Source organism: Streptomyces sp. NPDC052042, from assembly GCF_044548345.1.
Lineage (GTDB): Bacteria > Actinomycetota > Actinomycetes > Streptomycetales > Streptomycetaceae > Streptomyces.
Genome location: NZ_JBIUBU010000020.1, coordinates 121,988 through 137,544 on the forward strand (window position 1 = coordinate 121,988; position 15,557 = coordinate 137,544).

The window sequence follows — 15,557 nt, forward strand, 5'->3', positions numbered from 1 at the left end:
TCAGCCCGGCCGTGTGGGAGCTGTCCCCGAGCGCCGTTATGTGCGCCGCGCTGACTACAGGATGTACTCCTCCATCAGTTCGGCGAGGTGGGCGATGGCTGGCCAGGTGGTGGCGATCGTCGTGTGGGCGTGGAGACGTCGCTGGGCGTGGACGTACATGGCCCAGTCGGCGGGGTTGTCTCCGTCTTGGAGGAACGCGGGCACGATCTCCAGGGAAGTCGGGTTGGAGCAGGTCTTGGTTCGGTTGCTCGGTTCGGCCGGGTCGAGCTTGGTGACGCCGAGCGCGGTCTGGTTCTGGGCCGAGCGGGGGTTGATGCCCCAGAACGTGCGTTCTCCGCCCTGGACGACCCCGGAGAACCGCCCGTACCTCGTCACGGGAATCAGTTCTTCCGATTCTTCTCCGGTCCTGACCATCTCCTCGGTGACTCCGAAGGACCGGGGGACCGCGTCGCGGTCGCTGCGTTCCCTGAGGCGGATGATGCGCAGGCCGGGCTGGGCGCCGGGCTTTCGGATCGCGGGAGTCACAGCGGGGTCGGTCATGTCGACACCTGGCAGGACCAGCTGGTCGAAGGCGATCCGGCCGTCCTGCAGCCATGGCCAGATGTCCCGATCGCTCATCCGTGCGCGGCGTACGAGCAGGAGCCGGTCGGCTGTGGAGTCGAGGGCCAGGGCGCCGGTGATGAACTCGGCGAGGGCCGCGCGTGAGGTGCGGGTGGCTACGCGTCCGCGGCCGGCGGTGAGCGCTTCGGGAAGTGCGGTCAGCGGCATGGGGTGCTCGGTCGGGCTGCCGGGCGTGGGCATGAGCTGTGCGGTGGGTTCTTCGTGGGTGTGCTGCCGGATGAGGATGGGCACGATCATCCGTTCGCCCGCGGGGACGAGCCAGACCGTGATCAGTTCGAAGGGGCCGTCGATGCCCTGGGGTACGGCGATCTTGGGCAGGTGGCCGGCCTGGCGGAGCGCGTCGTTGAGGGCGGCGGCGGCGCGTTCGATGTCGGTCGTGGCGAAGTCGGTGCCGGCAAAGCGCTTGGCGAGGGCGGCTTTGCTGGGATTGGGGTTGGCCGGGGCGATCGGGCGAAGGCACTGGACGTTCCGGCGGAGAGCCGGGAGGGTCTTCTTGAAGAGCTTTTTAGGATCGCCTTGGCGCGTGCGCGAGAAGTAGGCGGCTCCTTCCATCTCCACGATGCAGGCGACGGGTTCGGCGAGCTGGGGGAAGGCTTCGGCGATCCTTGCGGCGCGCTCGGTCTCGCTCCTTTCGTACTCGGCGCGTCGCGCGGCCTTGTCGGGGTTGGCGGAACGGGGAAGGCCGGCGGTCAGGTCCCGGGGGTCGCAGCGGTGGAGGGTGACGTTGATCGGCCCCGTGAAGCCGGCGGAAGCCGCCGTGGATCGGCCGGGGGTCAGGCCCAGCTTTGCGGCGGCAGCGACTTGCAGGCCCTGCCAGGTCCGGTCGGAGGACGCCCATACCTCGATTTCGTAGGTGGGGGCGTCGGGCAGTTCCAGAGGCAGGAGCGCCTTGGCGCGGGTCCGGGCCTTGGGCGTGGGCGCGAGCGGAGCTAGCCCCTTCTCCTCCAGCTGGTGGGCGACCTGGGTGAGGACTTCCATGTGGTCGCGGGGCTGGTAGCCGTGGCCGATGGGGTGGTCGTGGACCGAGCGCGCCGGCGGGGCGCCGTCCTTGTCGGGGTGGCGGTAGGTCATGCCGGTGCTGTGGACGAGGTGGGCGGCGAAGGGCTGGGCTGCCGCGTCGCCGGGCGCGGTGCGCAGTTGGTCGAGGCTGGGTGGCTGGTGGTGGGTGAGGCGAGCGAGGATCTCGGCGACGCCCGGTTCCCAGGTCCAGGTGCTGCTCTCTCCGCGCCGCTGGATGGTGACTCCGCTCTGCAGGAGCATGGGCCGCTCGCGGCGGTGGACGAATCCTTCCTTGGCGGACAGGAGGACGCTGGCGGTCGGGTCGCTGAATCCGCGGCGGGGGATGTACTCGACTGGGCGCGTCGCGAGGCGGGTCATGTTCAGGTCGACGTGGAGGTGGACTTCGGGGATGCCTGGCACCGTCTCGAGGTGGAAGGTCAGGACGTCCACGCTGGCTCCGGCCGAGCCGTCTGTGTCGGTGAGGGTTTCGGGTGCGCCGAGGTGCAGGGTACGGCGGCCGTCTGCGCGGGTGGGACCGAGTCGCAGGTCGCGTTGGTGTCCCAGGAGTTGGAGCCCGCTGCTGGTGAGGTGCTCGGCGACGAGGCTGGGCAGGAGGTTGAAGACGTGGCTCGGGGGGTTGGCGGTGCCGTTGGTATGAAGGTCGTGGCGGGCGAGGTTGAGTTCCTCAGGGACCCACTCCAGCTGGCCGGCGCCTTCGAGTTGGCTGTACCAGTCGGTGTCGGGCATATGGGGTGCCACGCGGGCCGAGGCCCATGCCGACAGGGCGATCAGCAGGAGGTCCGGGTCGACCTCGGTCCGGGCCCGGAGCCACGCGGGATCGCGGGGGCTGGTCTGTACGGAGGTGATGTCGGGGTCGATGAGGGTGAGCAGGTCCCTCAGTGAGCGGGTGGGCAGGTAGTCGGGACCGCCGCGGGGTCGACGGCCGGGCCGGGCGTCCCACGCCTTCTCCAGGAGGCCGAGCATTCCCGGCGGGCAGGTCGTGCGGTAGCCGGTGACGGGCCAGGTGGCTTCCGGTGTGAAGGTGAGGACGGTGGCTTGGGTGCTGTGGTAGGCGGGCATCAGCGGTGACCCCAGTCGATGTTGTCGAGAAGATTGGAAGCCAGGCCCCAACATGCCTTGGCGAGTTCGTGGTCGAGCCGCTCGGCGACGGTGGCTGCGGGGCCGGGGTCGGTGAGCCAGCCGTGCAGGAGCTGCTGTGCGGCGACGATCACGCTGGTACGGGGGGTGTCTGGGGCGGTTTCGTCGAGGTTCGCGGTGCGAGGGGCGAAGGCCGAGTCGCAGAGGTAGACCAGCACGGGCTCGTTGCCGCGGATGCCACGGCCGAGGGTCTGGTGGAGGGGAACGAGGAAGTTGCCGACGAACGCGGCGTGCTCGATCGGGTCGGTGAGCCGGGTGAACAGGACGGGCTCGCCTACCCGTCGCTGCCAGCGGCGACGCTCGCTGCCGCGGAGCTTGCGCGCGAGGTCGACCGGATCGGCGTGGTCAAGGGTGACGTCGACAGGATTTCGAAGACGGCGCATCGCCTCGCGGCTGAGGAGCGAGAGCGGGAAGGTCGCGTCGTCGGCGGGCGGGTGGATCCGGGCCAGGTAGAACACGGCGCCGAGGGCCGCGACGCGGCGGGCGTTGAGGATGTTGTGGCCGCGTTGAACAGCGCCTTCGGCTGCCACGAGGATGTCGGCACCGGAGGCGGCGAAGGTGGCAAGGCGCCGCCGGGGGATGCTGTAGCGGGTGGGCGGGTCGTCGTCGCGGATGACGTGGAGGGCCGTGTACGGGGTCTTCTGGTTGATGTAGTCGGCGACGGTCTGGGCGTCCCGCGTGCTCTGCACGGTGAACAGGACCTGCTGACGGTCGTCGGCCAGACGCTGGCGGGCCTGCTGTAGCAGCGACTCCCGCGCACCGGGGGTGGGATTGCAGATCCATTCGGCGGACGCACACAGGGCGTGCGCGTGGAGGGTCGGGTTGCCTCCGGTGCCCGAGGTGAAGACCGGGCGGCCGTCGCGGTAGCGCGGCGGGCGGAAGAACATCTTGCTTTCCAGCAGCGCGGCCCTGGCCTTCTCGGGTTCGCGCAGGACCAGGCTCGGGGTGACGTCGAGGTGGAAGCGGGGCGAGGCGGGCATCCAGCTGGTGGCGGAGGCCAGGACGACGTTGGGCCCCTGGATCCCTTCGGCCTCCAGGAGGTCATGCAGGTGATACAGCAGCCACCGGCCCACACCACGCAGCCACAGGATGCTGAAGGACCCGCTGTCGCCGGCGGGGTTGGGCTGCCACTGCAGAGCCATCAGATTGCCCGCGGCCTGTTCGGGCACGAAGGACATCAGGTCGCGGGGAGGCTGGCGGCTCCAGAAGTCGTCGCCGTCACCGATCTGCGACGGGCTGATGGCCGGCAGACGCTGGGCGACCTCGAAGAACGATGTGGTGATGCGCGCGGCCCACAAGCCGCCCTGCAGCAGCTGCGCGAGCTCCGCCGCCGTGCCCCGGGCCGTGATGCCGTCGAGTACCGGCAGATGGGCCGCGATCCACGCCTCGGCGGCCTCCTGCGCCGACATGAGAGTGTCGTGGGCCGCTGTCATGGCCTCGATCAGCTCGGCCCAGTTCTCCGCGGGCGCCTGGAAGGGGGCGGTGACCAGCGGCTCGAAGTGCTCTTCGAAGTACCGGTCGGCGGCTTCCTCCAGTTCCGCCTTGCGGGCGAAGTCGTTGCGCTCGCCGAGGCCGTGGAGGCTTCGGGACAGGCGCCGCAGGAGGCTGTACCCGGTGAACGGTCCCTCGGCGATGATCGCGCGCAGGTGGTCGGCACCCGGGTCGATCATCAGCCGGTAGAGCTCCGTCAGCGCCTGGTCGTGGCGGCGGAAGTGCTTGTCGCCCGCCGTCACCTCGGGGTCCCGCAGGACGAGGAACCACGAGTGCTCCAAGCGCTGTCCGATCCGATCCCCCACGCGATGGCTCCAGCCCCGGCCGGGTTGGGAAAGAATCTCGTGCAGCAGGAACCGGTCGTCGAACTGCTGCTGCACGGTGTCGGCCTCGTCCAGCAGGAGAACGGCCAAGTGATGCTGGGCCGCTTCGGCGACGCGGACCTCGATCTGGGACTGCGGCATCATCGTGGAAGCCAGGCCGGCAGCAGTGGTCACCCACACCTGGGCATCGGCCACATGGCGAGCCGCTGCGTGGGCAGGGCATCGCGAAAGGATTGGGCAGTCCCGGCGCCCGCGCTGGCCGTCCACGAAGAGCTTGCCCCTGCACGGCCGCTCCTCCCTCGGGAGCGGAGCCCGGTCGCTCCTGCTGGTCAGGCGCAGCTCCTCCACGTAGCACTGGTCGTCGGCGAACGCCGCTCCAGCATCGGCCCCGGTGGGGAAGGTGGTAGCGCCGTCGTGGAGGAGAGAGCGCCAGTAGCGGTCCTTGTGGACTCCCTCCCGGGTCCGTCCGAAGATGGGGACAGTGTTGATGCCGAGCGCCTGCAAGAAGGTGACCTTGGCGTACATGTCGCTACCAGAGGCGAGCACGAAGCCCACCTTGCCCCCGCGCTGGGCAACGATGTAGGCGATCATGTCCAGCAGCGTGGACTTTCCGCTGTTCATCAGGCCCACCACGTGCCACAGACCGTCGATGACCATCTCCTGTGGCCGCTCCAGGAGGCGCCCTCCCGCATGGTCGGCCAGCAGGGCCTCCATCTGCTCCAGCCGCTTGACGAAGTTCCGGTTCTCGATCTCCAGGTGAGCGATCAGGAGCTCGTCCATCTCGGCGGCAGCCCGCTTGAAATCCTCCATGGTGAGAGGAATCGGCTCCCGTGTTCGGAAGGCCGTCGCCGCCAGCTCGGGCGGGGCCGGCGCGGGGACGAACGTCTCAGGGATACGGATCTTTTCCCAGCTGCCGTCAGTTCGCTCGAAAGAGCACGTCGAACCAGGCGGCGCCGGCCGATAGCCGCTCCCCGCCTTGTAAGGGGCGACTTCCTGAAGCCTCTGCCGGTAGACGTCATGGCGTGCCGCGGCGTACGGGGAAGGGCGCCGGGTGAACACCGTCGACAGTTCAGCCTTGTGCCCCGCCATGTCGCCTGGCTCGAACCCGCGCACCTGGGCGGGGAGCTTCACGTAGTGGTCGAGCTTCTCCCGCATCGTCCCGGTCTTGGCAACCGGGCCCATCAGCTCACGCAGAGTCCGGATCTGCGGGTCGAGCACCGGGTCCAGCCGCATGTACCCGGCGAGCACGGGCCACAGAGCGCCGATGCCCCGCCCCGGCATGTGATCGGCCAGGAACGACAGCCCCAGTTCGAGGGCACACAGCTCCCACGGCTTGAGCTGGCCGAGCATCGGCCGGACGCACTCGTCGTCCAGCTCCTTCACAAGCGAGGTGCTCCAGGAACGGGTGTCCCTCATCGTGCGCCTCCCACCTTGGTCGCGCGGATGCGGACTTGCCGCAGGAAAGCCTTCTCATCGAGGACCTCGACTCCGGCGGCCCGGCCCTGGAGCTCGCGCTCCAGATCCGTGAGGTAGCCAGGTGTCTGGAGGCGGTGCATGGGGACGACGATGATGCGCCGACGCGCCGGCACACGGGGATCGCTGCGGAACCCCCGGGCGAGGAGGGTGGGGCTCGCACAGTCCTTCGCGTCGATCGCCCAGCATTCCCTTTCCCCGACGGCGCTCACCGGTTCGAAGATCAACGCCGCGTCCCAGGCGTCCAGACACGGCCATGGCTCAGCCCGGACCCGGTCCGCCGACAGTTCGGCGAGCCGGTCCAGCAGCCGCCCTTCGAGCAGTCCAGGGTCGTGGAAGAACTGACGGGTTGCCCTGTGCTGGGTCCAGTACCCGCCCAGACAGGCCACCTCGAACCGTTCGGGCCTTCCGTTGCACCCTGGAGTGCCGCAGTTGCTCGCCCCGTCGTCGACCGGGTTGTGGCACTCCCGACAGCGGCTCAGCCGGACCTTCCCCGGACTCTCGACCGGATGGAGGATGTACGCGGTGCGCACGAACTTCGCGAGGTACGAGTCGCTGTCGGCGTCCGCCTTCGGCAGCTCTCGATTCAACGCGTGGACGTCGCGGTCGCTCAGCACGGGGCGATCGATCAGCAGGCGCCGCAGGCGGCAGTAGATTCGCTGGACAGCCTCCTCGTCGTCACCGTTCATCCGAGCGCACGACATCAGCGCCGCGAAGGTCTGGTTTTGAACCAACTCCGCCTCGACGTCTGCGTGCCGGACCAGATCGGCTGCCTGCTCGGCGAACTCCGACAGCTCATCGCCGTTCAGCAGGACGGCTTCGAGATCACCGTCGGCGAGGGAGAGCCGAACGGGCCAGGACCGCAGCGGGCGACGGCACCACTCGAACAGCTCAAGGTCGTTGCCAGGCCAGTCCGAGCCCAGCGCCTGCGCCTTCCACCACAACCGCCCCCGGGCGTCACGCCAGGCGCGAGGCAACGGACTATGCGCTTCAGCAGACCCGAAGTGCCCGGCATCCGCCTGCTGTCGACCGAGCCGGATTCTCGCCAAGGCGGCACACAGCAATTCCACTGTCACGTAGTCGTCCGCTGAGCTCCGCAGGCCCGTTCCGCTGGCGAGCACGACGTCTGGTGACTCCACTGTCCCCTCCGCCGGTGGACAGTCGCCTGGCGACTCCGGTGCGGCGGACTGAGTGGGCGCATGGCCAGCGAACTTGGCTGCTTCCTGAGTATTACTCATAGCCGATCGATATACAGCACGTCACTGACAATGCACTATTGGTTACTGTGAATGTTCTTCGAGCGAACAGATGCTCGATGTATGGGGTTGCGTTCAAGGACGGGTGGCAGCCTCGCGGCCGTCGATCTCGGTGACGACCCAGAAGATGCCGCAGGGGTGCCAGGAGCGGGCCCACAACCCAGGCCGAAATCGCTGCCGAGGCCCGCCGCTTCTTCCGTAGACGCCAGCATCAGCCGCACACGTCCGCGGTTACTTCGGCGGCCCGTACGTCTGCTACGTCCTTGACGAGAACCCCATGAGTTTCTGGTCAATACCAGGTCGCGGTGGTGGTGATCGGCCCCCAACTCCGCTTTTCGCCGCTGTCGTGCCCGGCGTCCGCCGTGCGCTCCCGGCGATGGTTGATCACGTGTCAGCTTCGGCTGCGCTTGTTGCGTCCGGGCTGCGGTCTGGCAGGGGTAGGTTGTGGCGTGTCGTCGGTGGTGCGGGAGGGGTGCGGGTGGGCGCGACCGAGTCCAATGCCGGGGATGATTTCCACTTCTGGTGGACGGCTGGGCGGGCTCTTGAGCTTGTTTCCCCTGGCGCGGAGCTTGAGCTTGTCACGGTCGAGGGCCTCGCTGTTGTCGACGACCCGGACGAGCAGTATGAGACGGTCGATGCCGCCGAGTATTTCGGGGGGCGTGACGTAGCGAGCGCGGACCGGATTGTGCTGTCGCAGTTGAAGTACAGCACCCGGCACGCGGAGACTGCGTGGACGGCTGCCCCCGGGCTGCTGCGCGGCGGGGCGCCCACCCTGTGGCTGGACCTGGCGGACGTGCTGGCCGAGCGCGAGCCCATCCGAACACGGCAGCCTACCTGTGCCTCAAGGCTGCCCAGGCCGGTCCGCGACGACGGATACGACGCCGCGGACCGCCTGGAGCTCCTGGCCGGAGCGCCGGCATCGCGGGCACCCTCCACCCCGAGCTCGGCGGAAACCTGTTCGATCAAGCCGTCGACGCGGCCGTCGGCATCAACGACGAGTCGGTCCGGCCCCCTTCAGGACGGGGTTGGCGGCGGGAAGAAGACCGCTTGATTGGTGTTCAGCCGGTGCCGGGCCCCGTCCTCGTCCATGGACCACAAGGCGGCCAGCCTTGGCAGGAGAGAGGGGAGATCGGACGGGCGGCTCGGCCTGCCGTGGTGGCGGGTGAAAGGGCCGTCGGTTTCCAGGAGTATGCGATCGGGCGGGAGTTTCTGCAGCAGTCGTTGGGCCCGTGCGGAGGCGATCATGGCGGGGTTGACGGAGAACCAGAGGCCGGCGGCGACGGCTTCCTCCACCAGCCCCACCGGCCCGGTGTACCAGTGCAGGATCGCACGTGAGGCGCGGGCTTGAGCCAGCTGCTGGATGGTTTCGCGTTCGGCGCCGCGGCTGTGGATTGTGAGGGGGAGTGTGGTCGTGCGTGGGTCGGACAGGATCCCCTCGAAGATGCGGAGTTGGGCGCGCCGGGAGGGTCGGCCGGCGGGGGAGAAGTCCAGGCCGATCTCGCCGATCCAGGAGGCGTCGGGCAGTAGGCGCAGGAACCGGGCGAGGTCGGCGGGGGTGAACGAGGCGGCGTGCAGGGGGTGCATGCCGAGCGCGGCCACGATCCCGGAACGGCGGCCGAGGCGTGTGCGCAACACTCGGTACTGGCCGGGATCTTCGGACACGGCGACGATGGCGACACCCGCCTCGGCGGCCTCGGCCATGATGCCAGCCGGGTGGTCGTAGCCCGTCAGGTGGCAGTGGGTGTCCCAGAGCGCGCTCACGCTGCCCTCTCCAATTGCTCAGCGAGAGCTCCGGTCGCTCCGGCGGTGAGCCAGGACCGTACTTCGGCGCTGCCGCGCCGCCAGACGTCCAGGAACGCCAGCCGCTCTCCTGATGGCAGCGGTCCATTGCGCAGGACGTCGCGGTCCGGGCGTCCCGGCCGGGTGCCGATGGCGACGGCGCGCAGGTCGGCGCTGCGGTCCGACTCCGTGTCCAGCAGGGTGGGGTCGCTGTGGGCGTCCCATGGGTAGTCGTCCGGGGCGTCCCATCCGGCGCGAGCCATGGCCGCCCTGCGGATCAAGCAGGGGAAGCAGTAGCCGCAGTTGCCCTGCGGGCGGCGGGCGTAGCGGGCGACCTCCGGGTGGGAGCAGGAGACGCTCAGGGGGGCGAGCTCGCGCAGCAGCTCCGCGTTGCGGCTGGACGTCAGCATCTCGCCCTTGGTCGTCAGTCGGTAGGGGTTGACCAGCGGGTTTTCCACGCCGACCGCCCGGGCGGTCTGCTCGAGCAGGGCCAGGAAGTGGGGGTGGGTGGTGCGGGTGCTGAAGCTTCCCGACCGTGCCGGGGTGAGCGGGACGTTGACGCCGATGTAGCCGTTCTCGGGAAGGTAGACCGGGACGGTGGGGCCCAGGGACGACGCCAGGGCCAACGCGGAGGTCAGGAACAGCAGCGACCGCGAGCGGCTAGTTGTCTCGCGGCCGGGGGGCAGCGGCTGCTCCTGGGCGGGATGGTGCGGAGCCGGCCGCAGGAACAGCGGTTGACGGCGCACCCTGCGCCCGTAGTGTGCACGGAGCCTTCGAAACAGCCGGGCCTGCGCGCTGGGTGTCTGCCCGCCCTCGTAGTGGGACAGCAGCAGCAGTCGCCGCTCGGGGTCCTCCTCGAGGAGGTCGACGACCCCGCACAGCGAGTCCAGCCCGCCGGAGAACAAGCACACGGCGTCCGCTTGCAGCGACTCGCGCTCCACCAGTCCGCGAGGGGTGTCCGTACGCGTTCCGGAGCGGGGGTGTGCGCGGATGTCCCACCGGTCGCCGGTCAGGAAGCCGAGCGCTCGTTCGGCCTCCTCGCGAGGCCAGGCCTCGGGGGCGTGGGCGGGCAGGCGCAGTCCGATGTCCCGGGTCCACGCGTCGGCGGTCTCCCGCCGCTCGGTGATGCGGTCGGCGCAGTAGGCGGCGACGCCCAGGAACAGCAGGTCGGCCGCCGCCGGCGGGGGAGCGGTGTTGGAGAAGAAGCTGGCGTTCGTCTGCACGGTGGCCGCGGCCGAGCCGGGGGCGAAGTCCAGGAGCACTTCCCCGGGCTCCGGGGCGTCGGCGGACGGCAGGAGGCGTACGCGGAACACGGTCATGCGAGGCTCTCCAGTGTGCTGTAGGCGACCTGCATGGCCTGGTCGGCGATGTCGCGGCCTTGCGGGCCGTTCCAGTTGACGGACAGCGGGTCGGGCGGCAGGTTGATGACGACGCAGTCCTCGATGACCTGACGCATCTGCCGGTCGGCGCGGTGCGCGGCTGCCGGGTCGGTGATGCGCCCGAGCCGTTCGGCGATCACCGGGATGCGGTTGTAGAGGTAGTTCGTCAGGAACAGGTGCAGCAGCCGTTCGATGTCGTCGCGACTTGCCCGGGTCTGCTGCAGCTCCTCCCACGTGTCGGCGTCGCCGAACAGTTCCTCCAGAACATCGCACATCGCGTCGCGGGCCGCTGCGGCGTCCAGACCACTGCCGTCACCGGACAGCGCGGTGACCAGCTCGTCGACGATCTCGAACCGGTCGCGGCCCACCAGGTCGCCGAGCGACGCCTCGCGCAGTGCCTGGTCCAGCCCGTTCGCGCCGATGCCGGCGAGTAGGCCGCCGAGCCGTTGGACACTGCTGCGGCCGACTGCGGCACCCGCGGCTGCGGCGGCTGCTCCGCCGAGGACCGGGACGTGCCGGGCCAGCAGCACCTTGGCAGATCCGGGGCTTGCGTTTCCTTGCCCGGTGCTGCGGAAGTACGAGGTGGCGGCGTACTTCAGGTCGGTCCACGCGCCGCCGGTGCCGCTGGTGCGGTCGGTCGACGTCCCCACCTACACCGACCCCCTCGGGGTGCGCAGCCCCGCGACGAGCTGGCCGATCGCGTGGACGCTATTCTGCCAGCCGTCCAGAAGGGCGGTGACTTCCTGACGGGCCTGGGGTAGCCGACGCACGGCGGACGGCACCTTTGCCCGGGGGATCCCGTCCAACGGGATCCTGCCCAGCGTGTGGCACACCGCGGCCACCGCACTCGGTACCTTCTCGGCGACCTCCACCGCGCCGTCCCAAGCGCCGCTGCCGGGGTCGCGCAGTACGCGTGCGAGCAGCTGCTCCATCAGCAGCGGCAGATCCTCGGCCGGCACTGTTTCGGCGACCGACTGCACTGCGGTGCGCCGAATGGCGACGATCTCGGACTGCAACTGGACCAGAAGGCCCTGCAGCGCGGCCGGGAGCCGCGCAGCGGTGGCAGTGACGGTCAGCTTCGCGCGCGCGTAGGTGAAGTAGGGGCCCAGGTCGGTCCCGCCCAGCGCAGGCTCCAGCCGCAGCCAACGCTCGATGTGCGGCTGGGCAGCCCAGGTAGCGACCTCCGGATCCAGCGGCAAGCTCTCCTCGGCCGGCCCGGTCTCCTCAACGCGGTCGCCACTGCGGCCCGGCGCCGTGGAAGTACGTCTCTGCCCGCGCGTAGGGGCGGGGCTGACGGAGGCCGCAGCGAGTGTGTGCCGCTCTGCCGCCGCCAGCTCTGCGACCGTGCCGCCCCCGCCTCGCACCTGCCAGTCGAACAGACGCTGGAAGTCCGTCAGGTACTGCTCCTCCAGGACCATGAGTTTGGCCAGCACAGCTGCGTCCAGGTCCGTTCCTCGGCGCTGCGCGCTTCCCCGGCGCATGATCACCGAGTTCATGAAGCGCTTCAGCTGGCGGGGGTTGCCGCGCAGAGCGGCGCCGAGAAGCGGCGCGATGGAGCCGGCCCAGCCCATGTCGGTGAACAGCGCCGGCGGCATGCGGTCCCGGCCCAGGCTGTCCGCGGCCAGACCCGGATTGAGCGAGACGGCCAGGACGCTGTGGGTTCGGCGCTGTGCCACGTCGTTCAGGAGGGTCGTAAAGTCTGCTCCTTCCAGGTGCAGCTGAGCGAGGAGGAGCTGCATGTAGGTCTCCGCCTCGGGGGCGGAGAGCACAGGGATCGTGATCTTGACCTGAAGCATCTTCTCCAGGTACTCGGCGCCCAGGCCGGTTGCGCCGGGCCGGTCCGCGGTCGGATAGAACCTGTCGATCGCGGCCTCGACTACCTGGGGATGAGCGGCGATGACGTAGGCGGTCTTCTTCGTGTGCAAGAAGACCCGGATGCCTTCGAAGGTGTCGACGATCGTGCCCGGCAGACAGCGGTCGAGGTCGTCGACGAGGACGATCACCGCCGTCACACCCTCCAGCGTCTCCACGAGCGATTCGAAGCGGGACCTGAAGGACGCGACATCGGCCAAGACGTCGTCTCCGATCGCCAGGCCCGCATCCTCCGCGGGAGGCTGCTGCTCCGCCCGATCGAGGGTTGCGGCACCCATGGTGGCTACCTGTTGGGCGACAGCCTGGGCGAGGGGGGCGAGGTCCGGTTGGTAGTGGGTCGCGGCCAGCTGGGCGGCCGACCCCACTCCGGCGAGGGCAGCCCGTCCGGCGAAGCCCGCCGGCCGGCGAAGCCGGTTGATGAACCTTCGCAGGAGTCCGATCTCCTCAACGGCCGAGGCGTTGGATGCAGCCTCGGCCTGGAGCCGTTTCAAGATGGTGTCCATCAGCGCGATCTTGATGTCGTCATAGCCCTCGAACTGCCACGGGCTGAACTGCACCACCACATAGCGCCCGCCGTCCGCAGGGCGCTCTGCTTCGAGGCGTGCCGCCACGATCTTGAGCAGGCTGCTCTTACCCGATCCCCATTCGCCGAGCAGACCCACGGTCAGGGGCAGCAACTGAGGCCGTGTGAGCGGCACCATCAACTCGTCGACGAGGAAGTTGAAACCGAGAAGATCCACATCGGCTTCGTTATCTGACCACATGCCGCACTACCTCAACTCTCGGCCGCCCCGGCCTCGGACACGCGAATGTGCCAGTGGTCTGAGCGAGCCTCTCGCCGCCGAGCATACGAGCTCCCACCGACACACACCCCTCACTGTCTGCACTCAGGACACGCGCTCTCCGGCCGGGGCCTGCCGCAGTACGCCGACCCGGCGCGCACGGAAGGGCGTTTCGGACCCGCGCCGCGGTTCTCTGCCATCCACTGTTCTTGCCCACATCGGGCACGTCGGGCCCCGCCGCCCCGCTCATGAACCGTGATCATGGTCCGCGTCCAAGGCAACAAGCGGGATCCCAGCGCACTGTGACTCGGGGCAGGCATCATGCTGCGAGGAAGAGCACCAGACTGTGCGTCATGGACACTTCCTCAGCCCACCAGGACCGTGAAGAAGCAGAACGGCTGAGCACCGCCGTGGGGGTCCTCGCTGACTTCCTGAGCCACCAACCGCTCACCCAGGCCCTGGCCCACCTGGAGCACCGGTTGGAAGGCGCCGACGGGATGAGCGTCGTGCGTGTCGCCGAGGACGGCCACGTCGTGCCGGAGCTGCTTGCCTCAGCGCTCACGGTCCGCGAGAGCCTGGGCCGGATCAACGACTTGATCCACGCCTGCGGCATCCTCCTCGTACTGCCCCACATCCTCGGGGAAGGAGAGCGCATCACCGTCCGCCCCTCCCTCGGCGCCGGCAACGACCCGAGCCGTCCGTACGACCTGGAGACAGACCAGCGCATCGCGGAATTCAAGCTCGCTCGTTGGCGCGGCGCGGACGCCATGCGCAAGCGCCAGACCTTCAAGGACCTCGTGATGCTCGCCGCCGACACCTCCGGCCGCCGGGCAGAGCTGTTCGTGATCGGCCCCGAGCCCCGCCGCTTCCTGACCACCAGTACTTCAACCGCGACCTGGGCTCTGGACCGCTCTCCAGGGGCACTGCGGACCTTCACCACCGTGTTCGGCCCGCCGAGCATGTCCGTCGCCCAGTTCACCGCGACCCATGCCGCCCACGTTCAGATCACCGATCTGCGGGATCTTCTCCCCGCGTCCGTCGTAGCCCTCCTGCAGTGACATGTCCTCGGCATGAGGCACGAGCCTTGCGAAGCCCCACACTCACGCTCCCCCCCCCCCCCCCGCGGCGGCGCGTTCCGCCACTAGCGCGGCGCCAGTGAACAGGTGGCGATGCGGCGTTTTGCCTGGCCACAGGGGGTCGCATGCGAGGTATCACCGGCCACTTGCGCTAGCCACCGGGTCCGTGTCCTTAAGAATTCGTCTCATTTGGTGAGTCTGCGGTAACAGATGAGGGTGCATGCGATGGCGGTGAAGGCCAGGAAGTGCTCCGCTTTGCGTTCGTAGCGGCGGTGCAGGCGGCGGCAGCCGGCGAGCCAGGACATGGTGCGTTCGATCGTCCAGCGGTGGCGGCCGAGCCGGGTGGAGGACTCGATTCCTTTGCGGGCGATGCGGTGACGGATGCCTCGCTTGCGGAGCCATCGGCGCAGGTGGTCGTAGTCGTAACCCTTGTCCGCGTGGAGCTTGGCGGGGCGCCGGCGTCGCGGGCCGCGGCGGGAGCGGATGGGCGGGATCCCGCGTACGAGCGACTCGAGCGCCTGGCTGTCGTGGAGGTTCGCGCCGGAGATGCCGACGGACAGGGGCAACCCGGTGCGCTCGGTGATCAAGTGGATCTTCGAGCCTTTCTTGCCCCGGTCTACAGGATTCGGACCTGTCAGCTCCCCCCTTTCAGAGCTCGCATGTTCACCGAGTCGATCGCGCAACGCGACCAGTCCAAGTTGCCGCGCGAGCCCAGCTCGTCCAGGACCAGCCGGTGCAGCTTGGCCCATACCCGGGCCGCGGACCACTCGGTGAAACGCCGGTGCGCGGTCGGCCCCGACGGGCCGAAGACCGGCGGCAACTGCCGCCAGGTACAGCCAGTCGTGGCAACGAAGATGATCGCCGCGAGGACCTCGCGGTCACCGTGCCGCCGCCGACCCCCACCCTGCGGCCGTGTCGGCGGCGGAGGCACCACCCGCTGGAAGAGGTCGTACAACTCGTCCGGCACCAAGCGTTCCACGATCACCACAAGCCCAGACTACCGATCACGCCAAATGAGACGACGTCTAAGTGAGTGAGGGGTGCTGTCGAGCGTGAGCTGCCCGACCACGTCACAAGGGAGCTCGCCAAGGCCACGGGGATGGACCCGGTCGCGAGGGCCCGTTCCGTGGGTCTGAGCCTTTGATGTTCAGCTCCGAGGGGAAGGCCCGTCTCGTACGCTGTGACTCAGATGCGGAGGCGCAGAGATCCAGTCTCAGTGTGTCTGTGATCATGCTCGGTTCGGAGCGTGGGCACTGGTCATCGTCTGCTGGTCGCTGCTGCCTGCCGTATCGGCCTCCCGAGATGTCAGCGCCCTCCGCCATAATCGAGGCACCGTCTTCAACGAAGG

Annotated in this window: 10 protein-coding genes; 2 read left to right on the forward strand and 8 right to left on the reverse strand. The window is 69.2% G+C overall.

What is annotated here, in order from left to right; all coding sequences use genetic code 11:
• Nucleotides 1-54: 54 nt before the first annotated feature.
• From ACIHCL_RS27760 to ACIHCL_RS27770, 3 genes are read right to left on the reverse strand one after another with little or no spacing between them, the layout of a single operon-like run.
• Nucleotides 55-2,700: an RNaseH domain-containing protein gene (locus ACIHCL_RS27760; protein ID WP_399865963.1), complete on the reverse strand. Its 2,646-nt coding sequence runs from the start codon at nt 2,698-2,700 to the stop codon at nt 55-57.
• Nucleotides 2,700-6,008 carry a hypothetical protein gene (locus ACIHCL_RS27765; RefSeq protein WP_399865965.1) on the reverse strand — a complete coding sequence of 1,103 codons (3,309 nt, stop codon included), beginning with the start codon at nt 6,006-6,008 and terminating at the stop codon, nt 2,700-2,702. The genes ACIHCL_RS27760 and ACIHCL_RS27765 overlap by 1 nt, the downstream gene beginning before the upstream one ends.
• Nucleotides 6,005-7,042, reverse strand: a complete 1,038-nt coding sequence (locus tag ACIHCL_RS27770) for a hypothetical protein (protein WP_399865966.1) — start codon at nt 7,040-7,042, stop codon at nt 6,005-6,007. Before ACIHCL_RS27770 ends, ACIHCL_RS27765 begins: the two co-directional genes overlap by 4 nt.
• 757 nt (nt 7,043-7,799) lie before the next feature.
• Here ACIHCL_RS27770 and ACIHCL_RS27775 point away from each other — a divergent pair.
• On the forward strand, nt 7,800-8,372 hold the full coding sequence (locus ACIHCL_RS27775; RefSeq protein WP_399865968.1) for a hypothetical protein: 573 nt from the start codon (nt 7,800-7,802) through the stop codon (nt 8,370-8,372).
• Here ACIHCL_RS27775 and ACIHCL_RS27780 read toward each other — a convergent pair.
• From ACIHCL_RS27780 to ACIHCL_RS27795, 4 genes are read right to left on the reverse strand one after another with little or no spacing between them, the layout of a single operon-like run.
• Nucleotides 8,336-9,082 carry a TatD family hydrolase gene (locus ACIHCL_RS27780; protein WP_399865970.1) on the reverse strand — a complete coding sequence of 249 codons (747 nt, stop codon included), beginning with the start codon at nt 9,080-9,082 and terminating at the stop codon, nt 8,336-8,338. The two genes, ACIHCL_RS27775 and ACIHCL_RS27780, sit on opposite strands and share 37 nt — an antisense overlap.
• On the reverse strand, nt 9,079-10,419 hold the full coding sequence (qatC, locus tag ACIHCL_RS27785; protein WP_399865972.1) for a Qat anti-phage system QueC-like protein QatC: 1,341 nt from the start codon (nt 10,417-10,419) through the stop codon (nt 9,079-9,081). Before qatC ends, ACIHCL_RS27780 begins: the two co-directional genes overlap by 4 nt.
• Nucleotides 10,416-11,129 (reverse strand): hypothetical protein, encoded by a 714-nt coding sequence (locus tag ACIHCL_RS27790; RefSeq protein ID WP_399865974.1) that lies wholly within the window; start codon nt 11,127-11,129, stop codon nt 10,416-10,418. Before ACIHCL_RS27790 ends, qatC begins: the two co-directional genes overlap by 4 nt.
• A complete protein-coding gene (locus ACIHCL_RS27795) occupies nt 11,130-13,115 on the reverse strand; it encodes a P-loop NTPase fold protein (RefSeq protein WP_399865975.1) in 1,986 nt (661 codons plus the stop codon).
• A 371-nt stretch (nt 13,116-13,486) separates the two neighbouring features.
• Between ACIHCL_RS27795 and ACIHCL_RS27800 the strand changes: the two genes are divergently transcribed.
• Nucleotides 13,487-14,191, forward strand: coding sequence for a PE-PGRS family protein (locus ACIHCL_RS27800; protein WP_399865978.1), 705 nt, complete (start codon nt 13,487-13,489; stop codon nt 14,189-14,191).
• 203 nt (nt 14,192-14,394) lie between these two features.
• Here the strand turns inward: ACIHCL_RS27800 and ACIHCL_RS27805 are convergent.
• A protein-coding gene (locus tag ACIHCL_RS27805; RefSeq protein ID WP_399865992.1) for an IS5 family transposase occupies nt 14,395-15,188 on the reverse strand; the annotation gives its coding sequence in 2 pieces (ribosomal slippage) (nt 14,395-14,853 and nt 14,856-15,188; 792 coding nt in all).
• Between the last annotated feature and the right edge of the window lie 369 nt (nt 15,189-15,557).